Annotated in this window: 26 protein-coding genes; 12 read left to right on the top strand and 14 right to left on the bottom strand. The window is 67.2% G+C overall.

Annotation, left to right across the window (positions count from 1 at the left end; genetic code table 11):
• A partial coding sequence (locus ON30_RS33375; protein WP_040714229.1) for a creatininase family protein occupies window positions 1-604 on the bottom strand: 604 nt, incomplete at its 3' end.
• 12 nt (window positions 605-616) lie between these two features.
• On the bottom strand, window positions 617-1,903 hold the full coding sequence (locus tag ON30_RS33370; protein WP_083911880.1) for a helix-turn-helix transcriptional regulator: 1,287 nt from the start codon (window positions 1,901-1,903) through the stop codon (window positions 617-619).
• A gap of 282 nt (window positions 1,904-2,185) precedes the next feature.
• Here ON30_RS33370 and ON30_RS33365 point away from each other — a divergent pair, with 282 nt between their 5' ends.
• The 12 genes from ON30_RS33365 to ON30_RS33310 all read left to right on the top strand — a co-directional run bounded on the left by ON30_RS33365 (window position 2,186) and on the right by ON30_RS33310 (window position 11,700).
• Entirely contained in the window at window positions 2,186-3,430 is a 1,245-nt protein-coding gene (locus ON30_RS33365) for a cytochrome P450 family protein (RefSeq protein WP_245554330.1), read from the top strand.
• Between the two features lie 52 nt (window positions 3,431-3,482).
• Window positions 3,483-4,721 carry a cytochrome P450 family protein gene (locus ON30_RS33360; protein ID WP_040714222.1) on the top strand — a complete coding sequence of 413 codons (1,239 nt, stop codon included), beginning with the start codon at window positions 3,483-3,485 and terminating at the stop codon, window positions 4,719-4,721.
• Between the two features lie 62 nt (window positions 4,722-4,783).
• Entirely contained in the window at window positions 4,784-5,068 is a 285-nt protein-coding gene (locus tag ON30_RS33355; protein ID WP_040714220.1) for a hypothetical protein, read from the top strand.
• Between the two features lie 242 nt (window positions 5,069-5,310).
• Entirely contained in the window at window positions 5,311-5,490 is a 180-nt protein-coding gene (locus ON30_RS33350) for a hypothetical protein (protein WP_040714218.1), read from the top strand.
• Window positions 5,491-5,621: 131 nt separating this feature from the next.
• Window positions 5,622-5,924 (top strand): hypothetical protein, encoded by a 303-nt coding sequence (locus ON30_RS33345; protein ID WP_157184051.1) that lies wholly within the window; start codon window positions 5,622-5,624, stop codon window positions 5,922-5,924.
• Between the two features lie 174 nt (window positions 5,925-6,098).
• A complete protein-coding gene (locus ON30_RS33340) occupies window positions 6,099-7,226 on the top strand; it encodes a hypothetical protein (protein ID WP_040714215.1) in 1,128 nt (375 codons plus the stop codon).
• A 55-nt stretch (window positions 7,227-7,281) separates the two neighbouring features.
• A complete protein-coding gene (locus ON30_RS33335; RefSeq protein WP_040714213.1) occupies window positions 7,282-7,494 on the top strand; it encodes a hypothetical protein in 213 nt (70 codons plus the stop codon).
• Between the two features lie 20 nt (window positions 7,495-7,514).
• Window positions 7,515-7,949: a hypothetical protein gene (locus ON30_RS33330; protein WP_040714212.1), complete on the top strand. Its 435-nt coding sequence runs from the start codon at window positions 7,515-7,517 to the stop codon at window positions 7,947-7,949.
• 72 nt (window positions 7,950-8,021) lie between these two features.
• Entirely contained in the window at window positions 8,022-8,825 is an 804-nt protein-coding gene (locus tag ON30_RS33325) for an SAM-dependent methyltransferase (RefSeq protein WP_040714210.1), read from the top strand.
• A 43-nt stretch (window positions 8,826-8,868) separates the two neighbouring features.
• Entirely contained in the window at window positions 8,869-9,762 is an 894-nt protein-coding gene (locus ON30_RS33320; protein ID WP_040714209.1) for an SAM-dependent methyltransferase, read from the top strand.
• A gap of 25 nt (window positions 9,763-9,787) precedes the next feature.
• The gene (locus ON30_RS33315; protein ID WP_051030348.1) at window positions 9,788-10,780 is read left to right on the top strand and encodes a nucleoside hydrolase; all 993 of its coding nucleotides are present in this window, start codon (window positions 9,788-9,790) and stop codon (window positions 10,778-10,780) included.
• Window positions 10,780-11,700 (top strand): hypothetical protein, encoded by a 921-nt coding sequence (locus ON30_RS33310; RefSeq protein ID WP_157184050.1) that lies wholly within the window; start codon window positions 10,780-10,782, stop codon window positions 11,698-11,700. The genes ON30_RS33315 and ON30_RS33310 overlap by 1 nt, the downstream gene beginning before the upstream one ends.
• A gap of 258 nt (window positions 11,701-11,958) precedes the next feature.
• On the opposite strand, the gene ON30_RS33305 is transcribed toward ON30_RS33310, so the two are convergent.
• The 12 genes from ON30_RS33305 to ON30_RS33250 all read right to left on the bottom strand — a co-directional run bounded on the left by ON30_RS33305 (window position 11,959) and on the right by ON30_RS33250 (window position 23,954).
• On the bottom strand, window positions 11,959-13,305 hold the full coding sequence (locus ON30_RS33305) for a UDP-glucose dehydrogenase family protein (RefSeq protein WP_040714207.1): 1,347 nt from the start codon (window positions 13,303-13,305) through the stop codon (window positions 11,959-11,961).
• Window positions 13,302-14,027, bottom strand: coding sequence for a phosphotransferase enzyme family protein (locus tag ON30_RS33300; RefSeq protein ID WP_157184049.1), 726 nt, complete (start codon window positions 14,025-14,027; stop codon window positions 13,302-13,304). Before ON30_RS33300 ends, ON30_RS33305 begins: the two co-directional genes overlap by 4 nt.
• 98 nt (window positions 14,028-14,125) lie before the next feature.
• Window positions 14,126-14,779, bottom strand: a complete 654-nt coding sequence (locus tag ON30_RS33295) for a histidine phosphatase family protein (RefSeq protein ID WP_040714206.1) — start codon at window positions 14,777-14,779, stop codon at window positions 14,126-14,128.
• Window positions 14,780-14,858: 79 nt separating this feature from the next.
• Window positions 14,859-15,542: a phosphotransferase gene (locus tag ON30_RS33290; protein WP_051030346.1), complete on the bottom strand. Its 684-nt coding sequence runs from the start codon at window positions 15,540-15,542 to the stop codon at window positions 14,859-14,861.
• Complete coding sequence (locus tag ON30_RS33285) at window positions 15,539-16,363, bottom strand: class I SAM-dependent methyltransferase (RefSeq protein WP_040714204.1); 825 nt, start codon at window positions 16,361-16,363, stop codon at window positions 15,539-15,541. Before ON30_RS33285 ends, ON30_RS33290 begins: the two co-directional genes overlap by 4 nt.
• A gap of 24 nt (window positions 16,364-16,387) precedes the next feature.
• A complete protein-coding gene (locus ON30_RS33280; protein WP_040714202.1) occupies window positions 16,388-16,909 on the bottom strand; it encodes a P-loop NTPase family protein in 522 nt (173 codons plus the stop codon).
• A 47-nt stretch (window positions 16,910-16,956) separates the two neighbouring features.
• On the bottom strand, window positions 16,957-18,012 hold the full coding sequence (locus ON30_RS33275; RefSeq protein WP_085999456.1) for a CgeB family protein: 1,056 nt from the start codon (window positions 18,010-18,012) through the stop codon (window positions 16,957-16,959).
• Window positions 17,994-19,727 carry a carbamoyltransferase family protein gene (locus tag ON30_RS33270; protein ID WP_169334975.1) on the bottom strand — a complete coding sequence of 578 codons (1,734 nt, stop codon included), beginning with the start codon at window positions 19,725-19,727 and terminating at the stop codon, window positions 17,994-17,996. The genes ON30_RS33275 and ON30_RS33270 overlap by 19 nt, the downstream gene beginning before the upstream one ends.
• The gene (locus tag ON30_RS33265; RefSeq protein WP_040714200.1) at window positions 19,724-20,686 is read right to left on the bottom strand and encodes a thymidylate synthase; all 963 of its coding nucleotides are present in this window, start codon (window positions 20,684-20,686) and stop codon (window positions 19,724-19,726) included. The genes ON30_RS33270 and ON30_RS33265 overlap by 4 nt, the downstream gene beginning before the upstream one ends.
• Window positions 20,683-21,693: an NAD-dependent epimerase/dehydratase family protein gene (locus tag ON30_RS33260; RefSeq protein ID WP_063720001.1), complete on the bottom strand. Its 1,011-nt coding sequence runs from the start codon at window positions 21,691-21,693 to the stop codon at window positions 20,683-20,685. Before ON30_RS33260 ends, ON30_RS33265 begins: the two co-directional genes overlap by 4 nt.
• Window positions 21,694-21,766: 73 nt before the next feature.
• The gene (locus ON30_RS33255; protein ID WP_040714198.1) at window positions 21,767-22,867 is read right to left on the bottom strand and encodes a hypothetical protein; all 1,101 of its coding nucleotides are present in this window, start codon (window positions 22,865-22,867) and stop codon (window positions 21,767-21,769) included.
• Window positions 22,868-22,886: 19 nt separating this feature from the next.
• Window positions 22,887-23,954 (bottom strand): hypothetical protein, encoded by a 1,068-nt coding sequence (locus ON30_RS33250; protein WP_245554329.1) that lies wholly within the window; start codon window positions 23,952-23,954, stop codon window positions 22,887-22,889.
• Window positions 23,955-24,020: the final 66 nt, after the last annotated feature.

Here is a 24,020-nt window from a genome sequence, read left to right as displayed (position 1 = left end):
CTCCGGTCGGTGTGTAGGCCGTCATGCCGAGCAGGTGGAGGTGTTCGCGATTCGGGGCGGCGTGGTCGGCCTCGAGGTAGGACGGCCGGACGAGATCGGGGGTCGCGTGGAGAAGGATCGATGTTTCGAGTTCACCGGCGTGCATATCGTCGTGGCCGTCGCTGACCATCGCCGCGGCGGCGCGGGCTTGATTCCAGTCTCCTCGGCCGGGGTAGAGCAGGATTCGACGGCTTTCGGTGTTGGCTTGCTGAGCGAGGTTGCTGAGCGTGTAGTTGCCGCCGTGCGCGTTGACGAGGACGAGTTGGTGGATGCCCGATCGTGTGAGCGAGTGTTGGATGTCTGTGATGATCGCGGTGAGGGTTGCGGCGCTGAGGCTGACGGTGCCGGGGAATCCTTCGTGCTCGTGCGAGCAGGACAGTGTCACCGGAGGTAGGAGCAGCAACGGGTAGGTCTCGGCGAGGCGTTGGGCGATCAGGCTCGCGATGACCGTGTCGGTGATCAGGGGAAGGTGGTCACCGTGCTGCTCGAAACTACCGACCGGGACGACTGCCACCGCAGGGGTGCGGGTGGCGATGTCGGTGGAGGTGGCTTCGGTGATCCACACGGAAATGCGCTCCTAGAGTGGCTGGGTGCGCGGTCGGGAGGCGGCACGCACGTGGTCGGTCAATGCACGCGCGATGTCGAGTCGGCCGCCCGCGCGGAGCACGGCCACCGTGGTCGCCAGTTGGTTCAGCGTGCGGCGGGAGCCCGTGTCCGCTCCGATGGTAGCTGCGTGGACCGAGACCTCCATGGCCTGTCGCCAAGCGCCGACGCCGGCGTAGGCGCTCGACAGTCGGGCCAATCCCATTCCCAGATCGCGCCGATACTCGGCCGGCCAGGACGCCAGACGTTGTTCGAGAAGCGCCACGGCCTGCTCCGGGCGCCCGAGTGTCACCCAACAGTGCGCCGATTCCATGGCCACGTACTCGGGCGTGCAGTAGTCGGCGAGGTCGGTGGGGTCGGCTACCGCTTGCGCGGCCGAGTCCGCGGCGCGCGAGAGTGCGTCGCGGCAGGCAGTCACGTCTCGTCGGTCCTCGGATCGCAGAGCCCGGGCGACGTGGACGTGAGCGTGCTGGCGGTGCAGGACTGCGCGTTGCTGCGCGCTGAGACCCTCGGTGTGTGACAGTGCCTGTTCGATGAAGTTCGTTGCGGTGTCGAGGTTTCCGGAGTCGGTGGCGATGTTGGATGCTCGCATCAGGGTGTAGGCACGCAGGGCGCGATCCTCATCGCTGGTGACGTGGGTCAAAGCGACAGCCGACCAGCGTCGGGCTTCGGCAAGGTCGCCGGCGTCCTGATGTAGCCATCCGAGACTTTCGGCGTAGCGAGCGGCGACATAGCGCAGCCTGGCCCTGTCCGTGCCGGCAGACGTGGCGAGACGCTCAATGATGAAGGCGAAGTCACGCTGAACGTGTTCGATCACCGCTGGTGGTCCGAGGAGCTGGTCGCGGGCGGTGTATCCGGCCAGCGTCGCGAGCATGGTCTCGGCGAAGTGAGCGTCGGTGGACACCGAGATGGCCGCGAGGATCGCAGCGGGTACGACGCTGTCGAGCATCGATGGGTCGACGCGTGTGGTCCAGGAGTCATCGATCCATGACGACATCGGTGGAATCGTCGGCGGCGACGGAGTCGGGACCACATCGTCGAGTTCGCCGGCGAGCAACCGAGTGAGGGTTTCGGGCGTGATGCTCAGCAGGGCAGCCAGTTTCGGCCATGTTCCGGGTTGAGGCTCGCTCTTGCCCGCTTCCCAGCGCACTACTGTCGAGCGTTCCACTTCCAGGCGAGCAGCCAGCGACTCCTGGGTGAATCCCTGCTCTTTCCGGCGGCGTGCGAACGCGCGGCGCGGTCCACGCCCGCCGATCGCCATAGTCTTCCTGCCTTCCGCCCCTGTTCGACCGCGAGTTCAACCGACCGATGCCTCTGTCGCGCCTCACTATTGCCCAGTTCGCGCTCTGGTTGGTGACTGCCGCGCCCGGTTGGCTAAAGGGTACTCCCGGTGGCGGGTCGACCTCGAAAATTCTCGCTGCCGGGAGAACTCATTCGCCTTTGTTTTACCGCAGATTGCTGGGGGTTTCTCCGTTCCATGTCCGCCACGGCCCCACCACACCTCGCTCATTCCGTCCCGTCGGCTCCGGCGCGATCGCCGATCGTGCGTGACTCGGGTCCTGTCGGTCTGCCGGGTCCGATTTTCGCCCTGCATTCGGCGGAGTTCGCGCGCGATCCGCACGGCCACTACGCCGAGATGCGCCGTCATCACCGTGATTTCGCGCGTGTCCAGTTGGCCGAGGGCGTGTTCGCGACGTTGGTGATCGGGTGGGAGGCCGCGGTCCGGATCCTGCACAATCCCGTCCAGTTCTCGGCCGATCCGATCCGCTGGCAGGCCACGGTGGACCCGCACAGCCCGGTCATGCCGATGATGGGCGCCCGCGACAACGCGTTGCGCACCGACGATCCCGTGCACCGTCTCTACCGGCAGGCCACCCTCGCGTCGCTGACGGTGGTGGACCTGCACGCACTGCACACCGTAGTGGAGGGCCACGCCCGCGACCTGATCGCCGAGGTCGCCGCTCGGGGGCGGATGGATCTGGTCGCCGATTACGCGGGGCCGCTGGCGTTCCGCACGATCAACACGATGATGGGCTGCCCGCCCGAGATCGGCGAGCAACTCGCGCGCGGGTTCCGGATGATGTTCGACGCCGGCACCGATCCCGGAGAGGTCGCCGCGGTCCTCGACACCGCCCTGGATGCGTTGATCGCGTTGAAACGCGCCACTCCCGGCCGCGACATCCCGACCACTTTGCTGCGTCACCCGCACGCGGCCCGGATGAGTCAGAGGCAACTGCGTGAGCAGGTGTTGACCATGTGCGCCGCCGGGATCGAGCCGTTGCAGCATCTGGTGGCCAACACCGCGTTGTTGATCATGACCGACGACCGGTTCGCCGGAGACGTCATCGGCGGGTCACGCACTTCCCGCGAAGCCCTGGACGAGGTCCTGTTCAGGGACGCACCGTTGGCCAACCTGTGTCTCCGGTTCCCGCTCCATCCGGTGCCGTGGGACGGCGTGCTGCTGCCCGCGCATCAGCCGGTGATCATCAGCATGGCCGCCTGCAACACCGACCCACGAGTCAACCGCCCCGCCGATGTCACCGGCTATGTCGACTACTCGCGCAACTCTTCGCACCTGTCGTTCTCGGCCGGTCCACATGCGTGCCCGGCCCGTGACATCGCCAACCAGGCCGCCGTCGACGCCATCGAGGAGCTGCTCGACCACCTGCCCGACCTGCGACTCGCGTGTCGCCCTGACGAGCTGGTGTGGCGGCCGGGCGGATTCCACCGCGCCCTGCAATCGCTGCCGGTGGTCTTCGGTCCGCCTCGCTCTCGCCCCCGCCACTGATCATCCACCCGCCCGTGTGCCTCATCCGATCCCTCGACCCTGGAGTCCGGCAATGACCGATCTTCTGACCGCCCCCGCCCCCTTTGTGCTCGACGTGACCGGCGCAAACATCCCCGGCGAAGCCGCCCGCCTGCGCGAGGAGGGGGAACTGGTCCCGGTCATGCTGCCCGGCGGCGTCCGTGCATGGGCGATCACCACACCGAGGTTGATGAAGGCCCTGTTCACCGACAAGCGGGTGTCCAAAGACCCCTACCAGCACTGGCCGGCGTTCATCGACGGCCGGATCCCCGAGGACTGGCCTCTGCACACCTGGGTGATGGTGCGCAACATGCTCACCGCCCACGGGCCCGACCACACGCGCCTGCGTCGCCTCATCGGACCGGCGTTCACCGCGCGGCGGGTCACCGCGCTGCGACCCCAGATCGTGCGGATCGTCGACGACCTGCTCGCCGGGCTGCTCGAACGCCCGGCCGGGACGGTGGTGGATCTGCGCGAGGACTTCGCCGCCGCGGTGCCGTTGCGGGTGATCACCGCGCTGATGGGCGTCCCCGATGATCTGCGCCCGCGGTTGCGGGCGTGTGTGTCGGAGATCTTCGCGATGGCCCCGGGCCGGGATCCGCGCGAGACCTTCGCCGAGATCGTCGCCCTGCTGGGCGACCTCGTGGAACGCCGCCGGGCGGAGCCGGGCGAGGACATGACCAGCCTGCTCATCGCTCACCGCGACGACGAGGACCGCCTCAGCGAGGAAGAGTTGGTCCACACCCTGTTGCTGGTGATCAGCGCCGGATACGAGACGACCGCCAACCTGCTCGATATGGCCATCACCCAGGTCGCCACCCGCCCCGACCTCGCGGAGAGGTTGCGCGAGGGCAGGGTGACGTGGGCCGGGGTGATCGAGGAGACGCTGCGCTACGCGCCCCCGATCGCGATCTTGCCCTTGCGGTTCGCGGTCGAGGACATCGACGTCGAGGGGGTGCGGATCACCGCCGGTGATCCGATCGTCGCGGCCATCGCCGCGGCCAACCGTGCCCCGGACTCACACGGTCGAGACGGGTTCGATCCCGGTCGCGTGTTGATGGAGCACCTGTCCTTCGGCCACGGCGCGCATTTCTGTCTCGGTGCGGCCCTGGCCCGCCTGGAGGCCGAGGTCGCGCTGCCCGCGCTGTTCGAGACCTTCCCGGACCTGCGCCTGGCCGTCGAGCCCGAAACCTTGGCGACGCTGGACAGCTTCATCAGCCACGGCCACCAGCGCCTTCCCGCGTACCTCACCCGCGTCACTGAACCCGCGTGAACACGCGGCCACCATTCACCGCGCCACCGCCGTCGCCCCAGGACACGATCGCCCGCGAGTTCATGACCGAGATACGCCGCCTGTTCGGGCCGCGATACAGCGGGTGCCTGTTCCGCTGGCTCACCGCCGGCGAGGCCGACCGGCCGCGTCGGATCGCCGAACGCGACGCGGCGATCGAGATCCTGGTGGACGCGGGAATGTCGCGCAGACAGAGCGCGACGATCGTGCGTAGTCACACGGCCTTCGCTCAAGCCGCCGCCGATGCTCGAACAGCGAAACCGACCCGGGTCACGGCCGCGACACTTCTCGGCGTCCGCCGCGGGCCGGGCGGGGACGGGATCGCGTGAACGAAGCACCTGTCGAACCGAATCCGGCACCGCCCGGCATCGTTCCCGGATCACCGGCCGATCCCGCACCGAAGGACGCGTCCGGCCCGGCCACGTCCGTGCCGGACGCAGCGACGGTGTATCACCGACACCGCGACAAAGGCGTGAGTCAAGCTCAGATACGAGTCCTGATCGCCCTGTCGGGCCGTGAAAAGCCCTGCACCGCAGCCGCACTGACAGTTCACGGGAAGCAGGGCTCGACCGTGCGGACGCTGCAATGCCTGGCCGCGAAGACGCTGGTCGGCTCCGAGATGCTCCGTCCTGACGGGCAACGGCCCGCACTCGTCTACGCCCTGACCGAGAGCGGCCGTGAATTCATCACCCACCTGCTCGCCAGCACTCCCACTCCCGAAGCGAGGACACGATGCCACCGCGCCCCGTGACCGGGCCTGCGCACACCGCCGCGGCACCCGGTGGTCCTGGTCGACGCGACCCCCACGCACCCGAGCGCGTGACCGAGGTCCACGCGCGCGTTCACGGTCTTCGCAACCGATCTCCGGTTCCCGGCGCGGCGGTGTTCGTCCCGCGGCGCACGTTGGAGACGATCACTGGTTTCATCGCCGACCACGGCGAGCAGTACGCCCAACGGCTGCTGCTGGCCCTCGGCGCGGCCCTCGACCCCGACGGTACGGCATTCGAGCAACGTTCCGAATCGCTGTACACCGTCCTGGAGAACGATGGACGGACCCGCGCCGAAGCCGAAGCGCTCGTGCGCGCACACCTCGACGCCATCGACCAGGCCGCCGCAGCCGACCTCCACGGCGGGGCCGCGAGCCCGCCGACCGTCGCCGACCCCCGACCGTCGACGAACCGGTGACCTCGACGCCTGTTGCCGCAGATCGGCAGCGACTCGGCAACACCGCATCACTACCGCCCCACGGTCGGTCATGAACAGATTGTGTTGCCCTACAGCCTCATCCGAGAACCACCGGCACACCGCCACCCGCCGGCGCATATCCCGTCTGTTCGGCGAACCGAAAGGAGAAACCCTGTGTCCGAGAGCGCCGAGATCGTCCGCCGCACCGCGGCGCTGCCCGACTCCGCTCGGCTGATCGATGTCATCGAGGGCCTGCGAGCCCCGACCGAGCCGCTGGACTACCTCGCCGCCGCGTTCGCGCGGCTGTGGCGGACCCGGTTGACCGAGCACCATCGGACCGTCCTGGACGACACCGCCGCCACCCGTTCCCTGATCGTAGCCAGCGACGAAGTCGCGGACCTCACCGTGGCCTTCGACCGCGAGGTCACCTGGCAGCTCGACAACCGGCCGGTCCAGCAGATCGATGACGGTCCGGGCGGTGTCACCCTCGGCGAGGTCGTCAACCTGCTTGCCCTGTACTGCGTCGCCCACCAACGCTGGCCCGGCCCCGGAACCATGGCCATGCTGGGAGTCGAGGCCGGACGCTACACGATGCTGGTCCGCGCGATCGTCGACCTCGGCGGCAGGCAGAGCTGGCGGCGCTGCCACGGCGAACCGGACCCCGACCTCGCTACGCGGATCGAGGCTGTGGCCTCGTTTCTGCGTCCCGGCGAATCGACCCGGATCCGGATGCCCACCAAACCCGACGGCACCGCGGGACTGGCCCTGTCCATCACCCGCGCTCACCGACCACCGCCGATCACCGAGGATGCCGCCGAGCCCGTCCTTGCCGACCAACGCAGTGCGCCCTGCGGAGTCGAATCGGTCGAGGTCGGCCATATCGATGTCGCGCGTCTACTCGGCCGCTATCTCGTTCTCACCGGTGACGACCAGGTCCGGGTCCTGCTGTGGATGAGCACCGTCGACCGGCTCGTGCGCGCCGAACACCTCGCCACCGCGATCGGGGTCACCGTGTCGGTCGCGACCCGACTGCTCGAGCGGTTGCACGAGAGCGGCCACCTCATCGTCGAGTACCGGTGGCGTGCCACCGGCAAGACACCACGCGCGCGAGCCACCGCCGCCCAGCGACTCATGTTGACCGAGATCACCACCCACGGAACACGTTTCGCCGCGATCGACCTCGACACCCGACGACTACGCACCGCCCGATCCCTGCTCGGCAGCGGCTACGTGCAGCGACGAACCCTCTACGCCCTCGCCCCGGTGACCGCCGAGAAACTTCACGGCCTCACCGACCCGTGATCACCTTCGCCCGACCATCCCACGTCCGGCCCCGACGCTCGAAAGGAAAGCCCCGATGAGAACGATCCCGTTGCCCAGCGACCGCGCTCGCACGATGTTGGCCCTGACGTTGCCGGTCGCGCTCGCCGCGGTCGTGGCGGGTGTGCTGGGCTACGGCCGCATCGAGGCCGACAACGACACCACCCCTCCGGTGTCACCGGCCCAGCACAGCAGCGAAACCGCCACGGTCGGTGCGGACTCCGCTCCCCTCGAACTCCGGCCGTCGTAGAAACAGGGAGGACATCGCTGATGCTGGTCACCGACATCGACCCCCACCTATTGCTGGCCCGATATCTGGACGTCTCGCGCCGCGAACACCTCGACGTGCTGTTGTCACTGGTCGAGCAACCGGACCGCCCGCGTACCGTCGACCAGCTCGCCGCCGACCTCGAGGCGCGCCCCGACACGGTCGCCGTGTGGTGTGGCGAACTGTCTGCCCATCTGATCTCCCACCACCAGTGGAAGGCGACCGGCAAACAACTCTCGACACACCTCACCGCGAACGAGCTGACCCTGATCGAGGAATTCCGCGCCCACGGCCGGGAGTTCGTGAGCGTCGAGCTGAACTTCTACCGACGGCGCACCCTGCGGTTCCTGCTCACTACCGGATACCTGCGCGAACGCACCCTCTACACCCTCGAACCCGCCACACTCGCCCGACTCGAGGGCCTCACCTCCCCCTGATCAACCCAAGGCGCCCTGCACGCCGCGGTCCATCCCCTTTGCCGGCTCACCCTCCCGAGGAGTTGATCTCCGATGCACTTGGACTCGGAACACGCACCACTGATCCGGACCGATATTCCGCATTCCGCCCGGATATGGAACTACTGGATGGGCGGCAAGGACTACTACGAAGTCGACCGGGTCGCCGGTGACGCCGCCCTCGAGATCGACCCCGACATCGGCGCCATGGCCGTCCAGTCACGCCAGTTCCTCATCCGCACGGTCACCTTCCTCGCCCGCGAAATGCGGGTGCGCCAGTTCCTCGACATCGGCACCGGCCTGCCGACGATGCAGAACACCCACGAGGTCGCCCAAAGCATCGATCCCGCAGCGCGGATCGTCTACGTCGACAACGACCCCCTGGTCCTCACCCACGCCCGCGCACTGCTGACCACCACCACCGCCCAAGGCGTCACCACCTACATCGACACCGACTTCCACCACCCCGAACAGATCATCGCCGACGCCCGCCACGTCCTCGACTTCGAAGAACCGATCGCGGTCATGTTCATGGGAGTCCTCGGCCACGCCAGAACCTACGACGACGCCCGCCGGATCGTCACCACGACCATGCGCGCGGTCCCCTCCGGCAGCTACCTCGCGCACTGGGACGGCACCGACGACAGCGACGCCTACGTCCAGATGTGCAAGGCGTACACCGATACCGGCGGCACGCCCTACGTCCCCCGCCCCCAGGCCCAACTCCGCGACATCTTCGACGGCCTCGATCTGATCGACCCCGGCTTCACCTCGATCACCCACTGGCGACCCACCCCGACCGAGATCGGCCTGCCCCGTGCCCTTTCCGCTTACGGCGCGGTAGCACGAAAGAACTGATGCCAGAACCGCTCACCCTCTCCTCGACACCGCCGGGCCGGCCGTGACCGACACCGACGACCACGCCGCCGACGAATTCGCCGAGTGCGATGTGCCCTCGGATCCCAGATCCGACAAGCCCGCCTGCGAGCGAGTTCTCGACCACCTGTGCGCGAACAAGGACAATTACCGCGTCGACCGGGAGTTGGTCGAGCTACTGGACCGCGACGTGCCCGGCCTGCGCCCAGCCGTGCGCTCCGGGCGGGTGTTCCTCGCGCGCGCCGTCACCACCGCGCTTGCCAGGACACCGATTGAGCGAGTCGTCAGTGTCGGCCTGCGCTTCCCGATCGGCTTCTGTGATCACGACCAGATCCACCGAAAGCCACCGCACGAAGTAGACCTGCACCGACTCGTCGGAACCATCCGTCCGGAAGCGGAGACGTTGTATCTGGACTCCTCCCCGCTGCTACTCAGCCACGCACGAGCACTGCTGGAGGGACCGGGCGTCACCATCGCGACCGCGGACCCCACCGCACCGGCACCGGTGTCGGCCGCGATCGAAGCCTTCGCCGACGGCTCCGCACCGCTACTGGTGTGCCTGGAACTGCTCGTCCTGGAACGGATTCCCGACCCGCGTCACTACCTGCGCACCGTGCTGGAGACGCTACCGCCGGGATCGTATCTGCTGTTCACCCACCTGAGCGCCGCCCCGGACACTGCCACGACCATCGAAAAAACCTTCGTGACCGCCGGTCTTGCCCTGCGTGTGCGCACCCGCGACGAGATCGCCGAACTGCTGCACGGCACCGACCCGCTACCGCCCGGACTGACTCACCCCCATCAATGGCACCCGCCCGAAGACCCATGGGCACAAGACGAACACGACCGAGGGTGGGCACCAGCGCCGAGCGACCCATCGCTGCTCTACGCCGCCGTGACCACCACAAAACAACCATGACCCGCCACAGAAGAAAGCAGAAGATGTGAATCCGAGGACTCCGGTACCCCTCGAGGATGCCCCGCTCATCATCTCCACCGACATCGGCGGGGACCCCGACGACGCGATCACGCTGGCGTTGGCCGCGATGACCGAACCGAACCTGCAACTTGTCGTCACCGCCGACGAACTCCCCGACGGTCGCCGTTCCACCTTGGCGCGCCACCTGCTCGACCTGATGGGGCGCGAGGACGTTCTGGTGGCGGCGGGCGCCACGCACGGGCACAGCAAGTACTGGGCCGCCGACGGACTCGTTCCCGGTGAACCTCTCCGGCGGGGATTACCCCTCTACGACGTGGTCCGTGGGCTGTGTGAGTGGCATCCGACCGCACCGCTGCGTTGGCTCGGAATCGGCCCCCTCACCGACCTGGCCAGCCTGCTGAAAAGCGATGCGGCACATGACGAACCGCTGGGAATGGCACACAGGATGCGGATCTGGCAGATGGGCGGGGCGCTGGAGTGGCGCCCCGATCGGGCCGAGCACAACTTCCGACTCGACCCCCAGGCCGTCCACGACGTCGTGACGCGAGCACAAGACCTGACCCTGGTGCTGGCCGATCACACCTTCACCCCAGTCATGGCCGTCGACACGCAAAGCCCGATCTACCGGATGCTCACGGCCTCACACAAGCCGTGGGCGCGACTGATCCTCGACCACCTCGATCAATGGATGCAACGATTCCACCCCGCGAGCATGCTCCACGATCCGCTGACCTTCGCCGCCATGCGCGGCGACTTCGTCGCCTTCGAACCCGGCGAATTCGGTCTGGAACCCGACGGGCGGATGCGGCCGGGACCCGGCCACACCGCACGACTGTCGCGCTCGGTGGACTATCCCCCCTTCCTCGACTGGGTGCTCACCACCCTGCGCGACGGGACACCGACCCCGCATCCTCTGTGGAATCCCCTCGCGGGGACCCCGAGAACCAGTCGACCCGAACATACCTCGGCGCAACCGCTCGACAGCGGGTGGTCGTGATGGGCAGCTCGGACGACGACGACACCTGCGACACACATCCGTGGTGGGTCGGGCACCACAAAGCACGCGAGTTGATGCGCAACCACGGAGCCCACCGGTGTCCTACCGGCGCGATCGCTCGCGCCGTGCTCGAGGGCAAGAACGAACGCGCGTGGGATGAGCCCGAGTCCCTTGCCACGGTCCAGGACTGGGTCGACGCGTACAGGGCACGGCAGGTGCCGGCGACCCTCGGCGAGGACGGCATCCCGGAGCTGGTCGCCGATGAATCCGTCACCGCGGTCCTGGTGCCCTGGGCGTTTGCCGGGTGGGTGTACGACCGGCTCGAAGACCAGACGGCGGTACTGGCACCATCGGGCACCGCCCAGTTCGCTGGCGCGAGCTGGGCGTTCCTGGTGAGGCCCGAGCCCCTGCCGGACAGAGCAGTCCGCCAGCTCCGAACACTCGGTGTGCAAATCCTCGACCCGGGCGAACGTCTCAGCCTGCCGATGGCCCACCAGAGCCGCGACGGGCGTCCGTGGTGGCTCCAATGGCCGCGCGCGCACCTGCGATACAAGCACGAGCTCGCCACGCCGCCGATGAACCGCCTGATCAACCTCACGTTCTGGGCGGCGCACAGCCTCCACCAGGTCAACAAGCGCGACGGCCGGATCCTGTTCGAGGCACTGCCCAACACCTACATCACCATCCACCTCGCCGAGGCCGCGGCCGCAGGGGTCCGCAAGCGCGCGAGCGTGATGCCCGACCATCAAGCCGCCGGCCAACTGATCGAGGTCGGCGCGCGAATCGTCGCCGCCGCAGGCAGCGACGGCGTGGTCCTCATCAGGAAAACCGACGGCACCGAAACCACCGTGGACATCGACGACGCGCTGCTGATCAAATCCCGCGGCCGATGGCCGATCGAATACGAGGTGCACCGATGAGCGCGCCGCCCGGAAGCTAACTGAGCCGACAGGAGAGGTGGGTACTGACAAGCAGGACCGGCAGAGCTCCGGTCACGCAAGAGCGGGATCCTCGAAGTTTCGACGTCGGTATGAAGGTCCTCGCTGCGCGCCGGAGCCGGATCGGTCGCACCGGGCCCGTGATCCCTTGACTGATAGGTTGGTCATCGGACTTGGGGCGGGATACGTCGACGGTGGACTTGCAATGCGCCGAGCTCGGAGCGCGAGAGTTGATGGCCGTCAGTGCTGATGTTGTTCCGAGCCAGCAAGGTCACCGCCATTTGTCATTCGATCTCCGGCCGAACTAGGGCGTCCGATACCTACGTAGCACAGTCGGGCCGACCGCACCGCCGTTCGATCGATGTACCCTCGCGCGTCGAATATGAGCCTTCCGTTCATGTTCGTAGCGATTCGGTGCCAGTCGAGCCAGTTGTATTGATTCCATTCGGTCAGGACCAGTATCGCGTCCGATCCGAGTGCGGCGTCGTAGGGGGTTTCGACAGACTGGGGGAAGTTCGGGCGGCTGGTGTCGGGGGTGACTGTTGGGTCATGAGCGAGCAGGATCGCGCCTTCGCTGGCGAGTAGTCGCGCTATCGTTTCCGCGGGTGATTCTCGGCGATCGCATGTTCCGGATTTGAAGGTCAGCCCGAGGACTCCGATTCGCCGGTCGGTCAGCCCGTGGAGTTGGTTGCGTATCCGGTCGACGATGTAGTGCTGATGGTTGAGGTTGTCGGCGATTGCCGCGTCCAGGAGCGCGAACTCTACGCCCGCGTGACGTGATTGCACCGCCAGGGCTCGTATGTCCTTGGGCAGGCACGGGCCGCCCCAGCCCGGCCCGGGACTCAGGTACTCGGATCCGATGCGGGGGTCGGCGCCGAGTATCCGGGTGGCGTCGTCGATGTCGGCGTTGAGTGAGTCGGCGAGTCGGGCAAGGGCATTGACGTAGGACAGTCGTGTGGCGAGGTAGGCGTTGGCGGAGTACTTCGCGAATTCGGCGGTGGTAGGTGTTGTGGCGATGATTTCGGTTTTGATGGATTCGAACAATGCCTGGACCTGTTGGGCGGCATTGCGGTCGTCGCTGCCGAGAACGATTCGAGTGGGGTGCAGGAAGTCGTAGATCGCGTGCCCTTCGCGGAGGAATTCCGGGTTGGATACGACTGCCACGTCGTCGCGGTCGAGTAGTTGGCGGACATGGTGGTTTGTGCCGATGGGAACGGTGGACCTGATGATCAGGATACTGTCGGCGGCGAACTCGTTCCGCAATTGTCGGGTGGTGGTGTCGATGGCGGTGAGGTCTGCCGAGCCGTCTTCGCGTGGCGGGGTGGGCAGGCACATCATTGTGAATCGTGCTTTGTGGACTGTGGTGAGGTGGTCGGTGAAGTGCAGCTTCGAGGACGCGAGGGATTCTCCAAGCATGCGGGCCAGGTCGGGTTCATCGAGTGGGGATTCCCCGGCTGTGAGGTCGGCGATGAGGTCGGGGTCGTGGTCGTAGCAGGTGACACGGTGACCGAGCCAGGCGAGGCAGACCGCGGTGGTGAGGCCGACGTATCCGGCTCCCAGGACGAGGATTTCGGTTTCGGGTTTCATGGCGTTCCTGGTAGCGGGCGGCGGAGTGTTGGCGGTGGGATGCCTGCGGCTCGGACGGCGCGGGTGAGCCGATCCAGGGCAGTGGTGTGTTCGATGACCTGATGGTCTGTGTCGGTGAGAGGGCCGTAGGCGTCGAGGAATGCGGCTCGTAGGTCCGGGCGCGTGCGCCAGTGGCGGTCGTGCAGGCGGACGAGGTCGCGGCCGGGAAGGTCGAAGCGAGCGTGCTCGAAGTCGATGAGATGCAGCCCATGATCGGGGTGGTGGAGCAGGTTGTGCGGCGCGAAGTCGAGGTGACAGGGCGTAGTGGGCAAGGGACCGAGGGCGGCCAATCGCCGCAGGTGAGCTCGGGTGCGACGTAGGTGGCTGTCGGGCAGGAGCGCTCTGGCGGCGTGGATCCACTGTTCTCCGCGTTCGGCGAGCCATTCGGTGATGGCGACCGGTTCGGTGGTCGCGGCCGCGTTGTGCCATCGGCTCAACAATTCCCCGGCCTGCCGATAGGCGCGGTATTGCTCGTCGAGGCGGAGGGCTTGGTGGGCCAGCGGGGTTCCCGGTGCCACGGTGACGACGATGGTCGGAGGGTCGTGGATGTGGGCCACCAGAGTTGGTGCGCGACCGTTCATCGCGGGAGCCCATCGTTGATAGGCGCGAACTTCGGTGTGGTGCCGTGCGATGTCGCGGTGCCGTTTGACGACGAAGTCCCCGTGTTGCGTCGTCGCGCGCACCACGATGGTTCTACGACCGTCGAATCGTCTGTGTTGAATAAAGCTGTCGTACAACATGTTTCGGACACACAGGTCGGAAAACTGTCGGTCGTCGGCGTTCACGGTGTCACCGGCGCGAGGTGGGTGGTGTCGTTGTGTGTGGCCAGCGTCCAGGTTGCCTGCCCGAGTCGGTTGAGGTGGTGTTGCCATCGCGTCAGGCCGGTGTGCGTGGTGGTGAATCGGAGGTGTCGACTGGTGCCGGCGGGCAGGCCGAGCAGGTGTGTGTTGGCTGCTTCGATGGTTTCGCCGTGGGCCAGGACGAGGATTCGGTGTTCCGGGTGGCCGGCGAGGATGCGGTCCAGGGCGTTGGTCACGCGCTGGAGGTACTGCTCCCAGGATTCTCCGCCGGTGGCGTAGGATCGCTGAGGATGGAATTGGGGTGGTCCGCCGAAGCTGTCTTTGACTGCCCGCCAGCTGGTTCCGTCGGCGCTACCGTGGTCGATTCCGCGGAGTTCGGGGTCGATGATGGGCTCGACCTCGAGTGCCGAGGTGATGATTCGTGCTGTTTCGACTACGCGCCTTCGAGGTGTGGTGTAGACGACGTCGAACGGCTCGTTGGTGTGCTCGGCGAGTAGTCGACGTGCGAGGAGTTCGCTCTGGAATCGTCCGCGGGCGGTGAGTCCGGTGCAGCCGCGTTCTCCGCCGACTATTCCGTGGATGTTGCATTCGGCTTCGCCGTGTCGTGCGATGAGCAGTTCGCTGATCATGGTCATGGTGTGATCGCCTCCCGTGGCGATATCGACAGTGATGGGCGGCTGGTTTCGGGCGCCGCCGGATATCCCGGTTGCGGGATCAGTCGCTCTCGGAGTCCGGCCGACAGCCCACGTCGGCCCAACTGTGTTGGTAACCGTTGCGGTGGATGTAGCGCGCGGTCAGACGGTGATGAGTCCGACAGTGGCTGCGTAGAGCCTCGATGGTGTGCTCCACGCCGGTCGCGGTGTTGTAGGCGGCCAGCGCGGCGGTGATGTCCTCGGTCGGAAGTCGTCCGAAGGTCATGGCGGTGCTGACGATGAGTTTGGCCAGGTCGTAGCCGAAGGGTGCGAGGGTGAGGTCGTCGAAGTCGAGCAGCGCGGGGCCGTCCTCGGTCAGCACGAAGTTGCGGATGTTGCTGTCTTTGTAGAACGCGACAGGTCGCGGCTCGATGTTGGCTTCGCGGGGGGTGAGCAGTCCGGATCGTGGGGTGTGGAAGTCCGCGATGGTGAGGGTGTTCAGGATCAGTGGTGTGTCCAGGCGGGCTCGGGCGAGGTCGCCGCGTGCGGCTGCGGCGTGTGTGCGCCCGAGGGTGTCGGCGAGGCCGATCAGGTCGCCCGGGCCGGGGTAGCGGGTTCCGAGGTGCTCGAAGACCAGTTGATGTGTGCGGGTATCGAGGAGTTCGGGCAGCCGAGCTGCGCCCAGGCCGGCCAGCCATCGGTGGTGTGCGACGGCCGCCGTCGCGCGCCGGGGGTCGGGATAATCCTTGACGTAGATCGCTTTCATCTCGGCCCGGCCACCACGTATGTCAGGGTTGAGCTGGTGTGGACCGTGTTGTCGGGTACGCGCCGGCGGAGCGCGGCAGCGAGCGCGGCCGTTGTCGCCAGAGGTGGGGGAAGGACGTATTTGGGTGAGGTGACCAGATATTCGGCTACCTGGGCGAGGCCAGCGAACCGGAATTCATGGCGTTGTTCGACGATGTCGATGATCGGCAGTAGCGGGGCGGTGATCGGTGCCGCGGTGGTGCTGTGGAAGGTCTCGTACAGGCCGGGCCGGGTGGTGGCGTGCGGGTCGATCCCGGTTTCGGCGAGCAGGTCGTCGAGTTCGTGGTAGCTGTCGGCCGATTTGGTCACCAAGATCGCGCGGCCGTCCGGGTGTAGGCAACGTGCGATCTCGGCGATGGGGATGTGAGGTCGTGTCGAGTGGTAGAGGCAGAACGCTGCTATGACCAGATCGAGGGACGAATCCGGAAAGGGCAAGGCGTGGAAGTCGGCGCGGACCGGTGTCACGGGGTACCCGTCGGCGCGGACCCGCTGCGCTGTGACGGCGAGCAGGGCTGCGGACTGGTCGAGGGCGACCAGCAAGCGTGGGCGCAGGTCGGTGGCCAGCCGGCGGGTCGTCGTGCCGCGGCCACAGCCGATATCGCAGACGACCTGGGGGCGTCGTGTCGTTGCGGTGGCGAGTTCGATGATGGTGTCCGCAGCGGATGCGCCCGCGATCTTCGCGGTGTGCAGGCTTTGTGTTCGCTGTTGCAGTCGGATGGGTGCGCCGTAGAGGTCTCCGGCGATGAGGGTCGGGTCGGTGAACGGGTTCGCGGGCTCGGACAAGAGGGGTGCCTCCCCACTGGCGTGTCAGTGTCGCGTGGTGTGTTGATCGCGCAGCGCTCGCAGGAAGCGCGCCGTGGCGCGGCGGCTGGTCAGGGTGATCAGTTGAGTGCCGGTGCCGTGTTCGATGAGCAGCTGGGTGACGCGCGGACGCATGGTTTTGCGGTAGCTCCAGATGTAGCGCAGGAATCCCAAGGTGATCCGGTCGTAGACGCCGTCGCGTTCGTGCTGGCCGCCCCGGTATCGCCAGCGTCGCTGCGCGATGCCGAGCAGGCATGTCGTGGCAGGCAGGTCGAGGAATATGACGGTGTCGGCGGCCGCGAGGCGGATCGGCAGCGTGGCGGCGTAGTTGCCTTCCAGCAGCCACCGGGGGGCGGCGGTGAGTTCGCGTTGGCGGGCGGCGAACTCGTCGGTGGGCAGCGGGTTCCAGTCGGCGTCGTAGTAGACGGCATCGAGGTGGGTCAACGGTAGCGTCAGCAGTTCGGCGAGCTGATTGGCGAGGAAGGTCTTGCCCGAGCCGCCGCAGCCGAGAATCGCGATCCTGTCCATGCGCGCAGACCCTATCGGCCTCGGTCCGTCGCCGGTGGGCGTGTCCGTCATGCCGTCACCGTCGAGGCGTGTCGGTCCGATTCCAGGATCATGTCCAGGACGTCGAGTTGTCGCGACAGTCTGAACGGCTCGAGCCGTGCGACGCAGTCGGCGAGCAATTCGACGTGCCGAGCACGTCCGTAGAGCCCGCGCATCACCGCGACGCGGCCCGCGGTCTCCTCTCCACTGCTGATCAGCAGTGGTTTCGGAACGAACGTTCCTGCCCCACGAATGTTGGTAGGGGTCAGGGGCAGGCACCCGGTCGTGACGGCTTCGATGATCCGCTGGGTCATCTGGCCGACGGCGGCGTAGCGCTCGGGCAGCAACAGGATGGTGCTCACCGCCCGACGGTGCAGGAGCTCGACCTCGGTGAAACCGACCCGGCCAACGAACCGGACACGCGGCCAGGCGGTGGTGTCGGTCCATTTTCCGGCGACGAGATGGCGGGGATGAACTCGTGCGGCGGGCAGGAAATAGGTGCTGAAGGCGTCGTCGCGATCGTATTGGTTACCGACGTAGACCAGGTCCAGGTCACGATCGCCGCGGGCCAGAGCGGTCGGATCGACGGCGTCGAGCACGCTGTCATCGACCGGGAACAGCAGTCGCGTCGAGCCGTGGCTCGGATACAGCGCCGCTTCGCAGATCACGACGTGTCGCGCGGTGCGCAGCGGGTGCTCGGCAGGCAGCCGCCGGTCTTTGTCCCAGACGATCGTGCGGACACCGCGGTCAGTGTAGTGCGCGAGCAGCTCGGCTTGGCGGTGCAGGTCGCAGGTGTGCCCGGCGGTGCCGCAGTCGGTGGTGTTGCGGCCGGAGATCGGCCAGCGCCATTCGAGGAACAGCACGTCGATCTGCGGGAAACCGGAGTCCCAACGGTAGGTATCGGTGAGGTCGTGTCCGGCTTCGAGGCGGTCGCGGTCGACTTGCAGGAACACCACGTCGTGTCCACGTCGCAGCAAACCGTCGACGAGGGTCGCGCGGTGGCTGCGTCCACCGTCGGGGGTGTCGGTGATGCCGGGGCCGAGGAAGCCCCAGAAGCTGTAGCCGATCAGCATTTTGTCACCCACCAGCCCTGCATCATCAGCGCGTCCAGTCCACTGCCGAGCAGACAGTCCAACGCCATCTCCGGTGTTCCGCAGATCGGGGAGCCTTTGACGTTGAGGGAGGTGTTGATGAGTACCGGAACCCCGGTGAGCGAGGCGAATTCGGTCAAGATCGCGCTCAACAACGGGTTGGCTCGTGCGTCGACGGTCTGGAGGCGCGCGGTGTCGTTGGCGTGCACGATCGCCCCCACCGCGGCTCGCGCCAGGTCGGTCACCCCCGAGGCGAACGACATGAACGGAGCCGGCTGGGTGAGAGTGAAGTACTTCTCGGCCTCGCCGGCCAGGACGACGGGCGCGAACGGTCTGAACGGTTCGCGGTACTTCACGGTCGCGTTGAGCCGGTCGACGACCTCGGGGTGCAGGGGTGAGGCGAGGATGGATCGATTGCCCAGCGCGCGCGGCCCTGCCTCGACGCGGCCGTGGAAGATCCCCACGACGCGCCCGGCGGCGAGCTGTTCGGCGACCAGCCGGGCCGGGTCCTTGACTGATTCCGCTCGTAGTCCAGGTCGCGGTGTGAGCGGCAGTTCCAGGGCGGGATAGTCGGGGCCCAGGTAGCAGCGTTGTCCGATCCCTGTGGGCAGTGTGCCGGTACGAGCCAGCTCGGTCTCGACGGCGGCGCCGATCGCGGTGCCGGAGTCCCCTGGTGCGGGAGGTATGTGGACTTCGTCGAACAGTCCGGTCTCGACGATCTTGGCCGCGGCCACGCAGTTGGCCGCTACCCCACCGCCCAGGCACAGCAGACGAGAGCCGGTCAGCGCGCGGGCGCGTACGGCCAGGGCCACCATGACCTGCTCGGTGCGTTGTTGCAGTGCTGCGGCCAGGTCGCGGTGGGCCTGATCGATGGGCTCGCCCGCAGCTCGCGGCGGGCACGTCGCGGCGACGAACCTCAGACCGATGCGGAGCGATCGGCTGGACAGGACGCGTAGCGGGAACCAGGCGGAGTCGACGGCGAATCCGTCATCGGTGACCGGTATCGCCTGAGCGAAGACCTCGGCGAAGCGGTCCGGGTCGCCGAGCGCGGCCAAGGCCATGACGGTGCCTTCCTCGTCCCCGCGCCGCCAGCCCAGGTGCTCGGTGACCGCCCCGTACACATAACCCAGCGACGCCGGGTCCGCGACCGAGTCGATAATCCGCAACGAAGCCGGATCGCGGCGCGCGTGCCCGATCGTGGTGGTCTCGACCTCTCCGAGACTGTCCACCACCAGCACCGCGGCCTCGTCGTAGCCGGAGGAGGCGAACGCGTACAGCCCGTGCGCGCGGTGATGGCGGATCGCATGAACCCGCGCTCGAGGAAAACGCGCGCCGAGGCGATGGAGCCGGGAGCGGGTGCGGGCGGCGACCCGCACGAAACTGCCCGCGCGTGCCGCGGCGCGGGCGCGTGTCGGTTGCGACCGTAGCTGTTCGGGGAGTTGGCGCAGGCTGTCGAGGTAGCGCTGCGGTTGGAAGTTGTAGCAGACGTCGGTGACGTCCCCGGGCTGCATCTGCTGGCTGTCCAGCAGCCAGTCCACGGCCTGTCGCGGGTAGTCGCGGGTGTGCTTGATCCCGCTCAGCCGCTCTTCCTCGACGAATCCGACGAGTTCACCGTCCACGATCAGTCCCGCGGCCGAATCGTGGGTGTAGGCGCACAGTCCCAGTGTCACGTGCCTGTCGAGCCAGGCCGGGCGGGTGCGGCCGATCACTGTGGAACTCCGATCGCCATGTCCGCCTCGACGGAGAACGAGAGGCGTTCGTACCAGCGCTCGAGGGCAGCGCCGAGAACGTTCGGCACCACGCCGGCGCGCGCGATCGCGCCGGGGCGGTCTCCGGCTCTCCATCGGGCGTAGCTGTCCATGACGGCCGAGAACTCCTCCCAAACCGGGCAGTGGGTGCTTGGGGGCCTGCCTCGTACGACATCGTCGAGGACAGCGTCGAATCGGTCCCATTCGACGTGGATCGGTTCCATCGCCGCCGACGCCGAACTGTGCTGGTCGACGGTCCGTGCCAGTGCGAGGTGGCTGTCGTAGAGGTGCAGCGAGTCGAGGTGATGGTGGTAGTCCCCCAACTCGACGCCCAGCCATCCCGCCATCAGCTCGTGCAGCGTCGTGGCAGCGAACACGTCGTAGGGGAATCCCAGCCACAGATCCTGGCTGCGCATCGTGGTGTGCATGTCGAGCCGGTTCTCCCGGACGAAGAACCGGTAGTTCAACGTGCACGGCACGTCCCGGTGCCCACGGGTGTCGCGGGCCGGGTCGTAGAGCTGGATCACGGCCTGGCGTGAGTCCCGGTCGCGGGTCAGGATGTCGCGGACACCAGCGAGTTGATCGATGCGGCCGCCCCATCGGCGCATTCGTGGACCGTAGGCTCCTTGCAGGCGACCGTCGTCGGTGTAGCGCAGAAGGTTTCGGTTGTAGTCGAAGATCCATGGGTCATCGGAGCCGGACAGGATCCACATCGTCTCGGCGACCGCGAACGCCGGATTGATCACCCGGGTGGGTGCCAGGTCGACCAGCCGTCGCCGCGGGTCGGTCAGGTGCAGGTGCGCGCCCATCGTTTCGATGGTGGGCATCGACCGCGGGCTGACCTTGGTTCCGGTGTTCAGCAGTGCGTGGCAGGCGAGTGCGAACAGTTCGTTGGCGGATCCGGCCGTGATGTCGATCATCGGTTACTCCCCGTGAGGTTGTGGCAGAGAAGGTTTTGTCGCAGCGGGGGCGACAGTTCGGTGAGCCATGCAAGTTGGCGGGCCATGCCTTCTTCGAGTCCGACGGTGGGCCGGTATCCCAGCAGGTGTCGGGCAGCGGTCAGGTCGGCGCTGGTCGATCCGACGTCGCCGGCGCGCGGAGCCTGTTGGCTCACCGGCACCGGAGCGCCGGTGAGTGAACTGGCGAGGTTCAGGACTTCGCGCATCGAGGGGTTCGCGCCGCCGCCGACGTTGACGACCGCCGATTCCACGTCGACATGTGCGGCGGCGATGGTGGCGGTGACGATGTCGTCGATGAAGGTGAACTCGCGACGCTGTTCCCCGTCGCCGTAGAGCGGCATCGTGCTGCCGGACAGCGCGCTCAGCAGCGCTTGATTGATGCCCATGCCGGCGCGTTGACGCGGCCCGAAGACAGTGAAGTAGCGCAACGCGACAACGGTCAGCGCGGTGTCTCGGCGGCGGGCGTGAGCAAGGCACAGCTGCTCGGCAGCGAGTTTGCTCACCCCGTACGGCGAAGCGGGTGCGAGCACGTCCGACTCTTTACTGGCCCAGCGTGTTTCGCCGTAGACGCTCGATGACGACGCGACCACGAGGCGTCGCACGCCGGTGTGCTCGCAGGCGTCGATAACCCGTTGGGTCGCCAGTATGTTGGCCCTGACGTATTCACTGAATCGGTGACTGCCCCATGAATCCCGCACTCCAGCGACGGCGGCCAGATGAAACACGATATCGGCCGAGTCGAGCGCTGCGTCCAGACCGGCATCCAGCAGGTCACGGTGGTGCCACGAGAACCGACCGTTCGATGACGCCGCGCCCAGATTGCTCGCGACGATCGGGTCCGCGAGGTCACGGCTATCGATGCCGACGACATCACAGCCGCGAAGCAACAATGCGTCGACGAGGTTCGAGCCGACGAATCCGCCCGCGCCGGTGACCACCACCCGGCTCGGTGTCGTGGAGAGTTTCACCTGTTCAGCGTCGCCGCCGTGAACGGTGTCACGCCAACAACACCGGGTTGTACAACACCGAGTGGTGAACCGGTCAGGCCGTCAGCCCGAGTGCCAGTTCCACCGTGGCGGCGCCGGCGGCCTGCATCGGGTGACCGCCGGCCAGGGCCCGGATGTGCGCGGTTGTGAAGGGCTGCCACTGAAGGACTCGACCTTCGGCGTTGCTGTCGATCACGCGCGCGAACACGGAATCGAACAGCGGCGCGTCGATGACCACGGCGGTGAGCAGATCGGTGGCGAAGGTGAGCGGGTCCACTCCGAGTCCGAGGCAGTACGCTCTCACGGTGCCGTCGCTGCGGCCTTGCGTGAGCTGCGCGGCGAAATCCCAGGTGGCGTAGTCGATCGGCGCGCGCTCGCTGCCGTGGTCCTCCTCGACTCCGCAGAGTTCTTCGGCGAACTCACGAACAATGTTGTGCCACAACGAGAAGTCGTTGTCCAGGTTCCAGTCGGCGTTGCCGGAGGGCTGGAAGATCCCCACCGGAACCACCTGATACAGCCCGCCCGCGTGCCCGACCTTGCGAGGGTCTCGCCAGTGCAGCAGGAACTCGCTCGCGCCGGAGGCGGGGTCTCGTCGAATGGTCATCGTGCTGATGGCGAGGTTGATCGCCCGCTGTGTCGGGTCGCACGGGTCGGTGACCGCCTCGCGCACCCCCGATGTCGTCGCGCGGCCCTGGATACGGTCGGCGAACTCATGGGCCGCGGCTTCACCGATGTTGACGCTGTCGAAATAGCGCCCCGTCGTGAACCTCATGCGTGGGCTGTGCCCGGCCAGGTCCGCCTCCAGCAGCCGATAGGTGCGCCTGTTCTCGAACACCGCAGGAGCCGCGATCTCGCCCACCACCTCGGCGTAGTCGCTGTACATCGCCCCCGAGGCCCGTTGCGGCAGCGCCGCGCTGCGGGGAGTCGGCGAGGACGAAGGGGCAACCGTCAATTCCAGCCTGATATGCTCCAGCGGCACGGCGCGCGCCGGCATCCACTGCGGACGGGTCAGCAACGCGGTACCGGCTGCCCGGTCGAGTTCGGGGAACTCCGCGGCGGCGGCGAGATCGAGCTGTCGCCGATTCTCCCGGAGATAGGTTCGTGTCTGCACCCATCGCTGCTCGCTCGGGCTCAGCGTGCCGGTGTTCGCGCCCATAGGTCGTCTCCCGAACTGTTCAGTCGATCAAGGTGTGTCGATGCTGCCACGCCAGCCACAGACATGCCGCGCCCGGCGCGGCGACCGGTTCGGTGTCGAGCAGTCGGTCCACAGCCTCCCGGGTGAACGGCACACCGTCGGCGGCGCGCCCGTCGCCGATCGCCACGACCTCGCCCTCGTCGTTGAACCGCACGGTGGCGCCGAAGATGTCCTCGAACACATCGTCGTCGATGACCACGACCGTCAAGATCGTCGCCGCCAGACTCAACGCGTCCAACCCCAGTCCCAGCACGTGCGCGGTGACCTTGCCCTGCTGGCGGGCCTCCCCGAGTGCTTGATACAGCGGCCACGACTCGTAGTCGATCGCGCGACTGCCATCGTGCTCGGGCTGACCGAGGAGTTCTTCGGAGTACTCACGAACGATGTTGCGCCACAGCGAGAAGTCATTGCGTCGGTCCCACAGAGCGATACTCGACGGCTGGAATTCACCCGCCGGGATCACGTCGTACATGCCCGACGCGGTGACAACCCGCGCCGGATCACGCCAGTGCAGCAGGAACGACGCGGGCTCGGGATGGCGTCGCAACCGGATCGTCAACGTCGTCACCGCCGGTATCAACGCCCGCCGGCGCGCGTCGAACGGATCGCCCACCTCGGATCGGAAACGCAACCGTCCCCGAACGTCCGACCCCCGAAGCCCGCGCTCCATGCATTCCGCCGCCAACTCGTGTGCGACCGCTTCGCACAAGTCGACCTTGTCGAAGTACTCCGCCAGACCGAACTCCAGCACCCTGCCCCGCGGATCTCCGCTGAGAAGTCGGTAGCTCGGTCTGGAGTCGAACAGACGCGGCCGATCCAGATGCCGGATGGCAGCCGAATAGCTCTCGAACCGCTCGGTGTCCGTCCGCCAAGGGCGCAACGCCTCGGTGGCAGACCCGGTGCCGTCGACTACCGCCGGTCGCCGCCCCTCCGACAGGCGCAACTCGAGCGAATCCAAGTCGATCGGTTGATCCGCAATCCATCCCTCGGCCGCGATCAATGACGTGCGATCGACCCGGGACTGCGGTTCGTACAGCTCGGCTGCCACCCTGCCCAGATCCGCCCTGTGCGAGTTCAGCCAGTGCCGTTGCACCCTCCACCGTCCACGGCTCGT

This window comes from Nocardia takedensis NBRC 100417 (assembly GCF_000308695.1).
Classification (GTDB): Bacteria; Actinomycetota; Actinomycetes; order Mycobacteriales; family Mycobacteriaceae; genus Nocardia; species Nocardia takedensis.
Note: the sequence above shows the minus strand (reverse complement) of the source record. Positions and strands in the feature narration are given on the sequence as shown.

Coding starts and splice junctions, on each gene's coding strand:
- ON30_RS33290 (WP_051030346.1), bottom strand. CDS start 15,542: ATGAAAGCGATCTACGTCAAGGATTATCCCGACCCCCGGCGCGCGACG.
- ON30_RS33355 (WP_040714220.1), top strand. CDS start 4,784: ATGACCGAGATACGCCGCCTGTTCGGGCCGCGATACAGCGGGTGCCTG.
- ON30_RS33330 (WP_040714212.1), top strand. CDS start 7,515: ATGCTGGTCACCGACATCGACCCCCACCTATTGCTGGCCCGATATCTG.
- ON30_RS33265 (WP_040714200.1), bottom strand. CDS start 20,686: ATGATCGACATCACGGCCGGATCCGCCAACGAACTGTTCGCACTCGCC.
- ON30_RS33255 (WP_040714198.1), bottom strand. CDS start 22,867: ATGGGCGCGAACACCGGCACGCTGAGCCCGAGCGAGCAGCGATGGGTG.
- ON30_RS33325 (WP_040714210.1), top strand. CDS start 8,022: ATGCACTTGGACTCGGAACACGCACCACTGATCCGGACCGATATTCCG.
- ON30_RS33280 (WP_040714202.1), bottom strand. CDS start 16,909: ATGGACAGGATCGCGATTCTCGGCTGCGGCGGCTCGGGCAAGACCTTC.
- ON30_RS33310 (WP_157184050.1), top strand. CDS start 10,780: ATGGGCAGCTCGGACGACGACGACACCTGCGACACACATCCGTGGTGG.
- ON30_RS33295 (WP_040714206.1), bottom strand. CDS start 14,779: ATGACCATGATCAGCGAACTGCTCATCGCACGACACGGCGAAGCCGAA.
- ON30_RS33305 (WP_040714207.1), bottom strand. CDS start 13,305: ATGAAACCCGAAACCGAAATCCTCGTCCTGGGAGCCGGATACGTCGGC.
- ON30_RS33370 (WP_083911880.1), bottom strand. CDS start 1,903: ATGGCGATCGGCGGGCGTGGACCGCGCCGCGCGTTCGCACGCCGCCGG.
- ON30_RS33360 (WP_040714222.1), top strand. CDS start 3,483: ATGACCGATCTTCTGACCGCCCCCGCCCCCTTTGTGCTCGACGTGACC.
- ON30_RS33335 (WP_040714213.1), top strand. CDS start 7,282: ATGAGAACGATCCCGTTGCCCAGCGACCGCGCTCGCACGATGTTGGCC.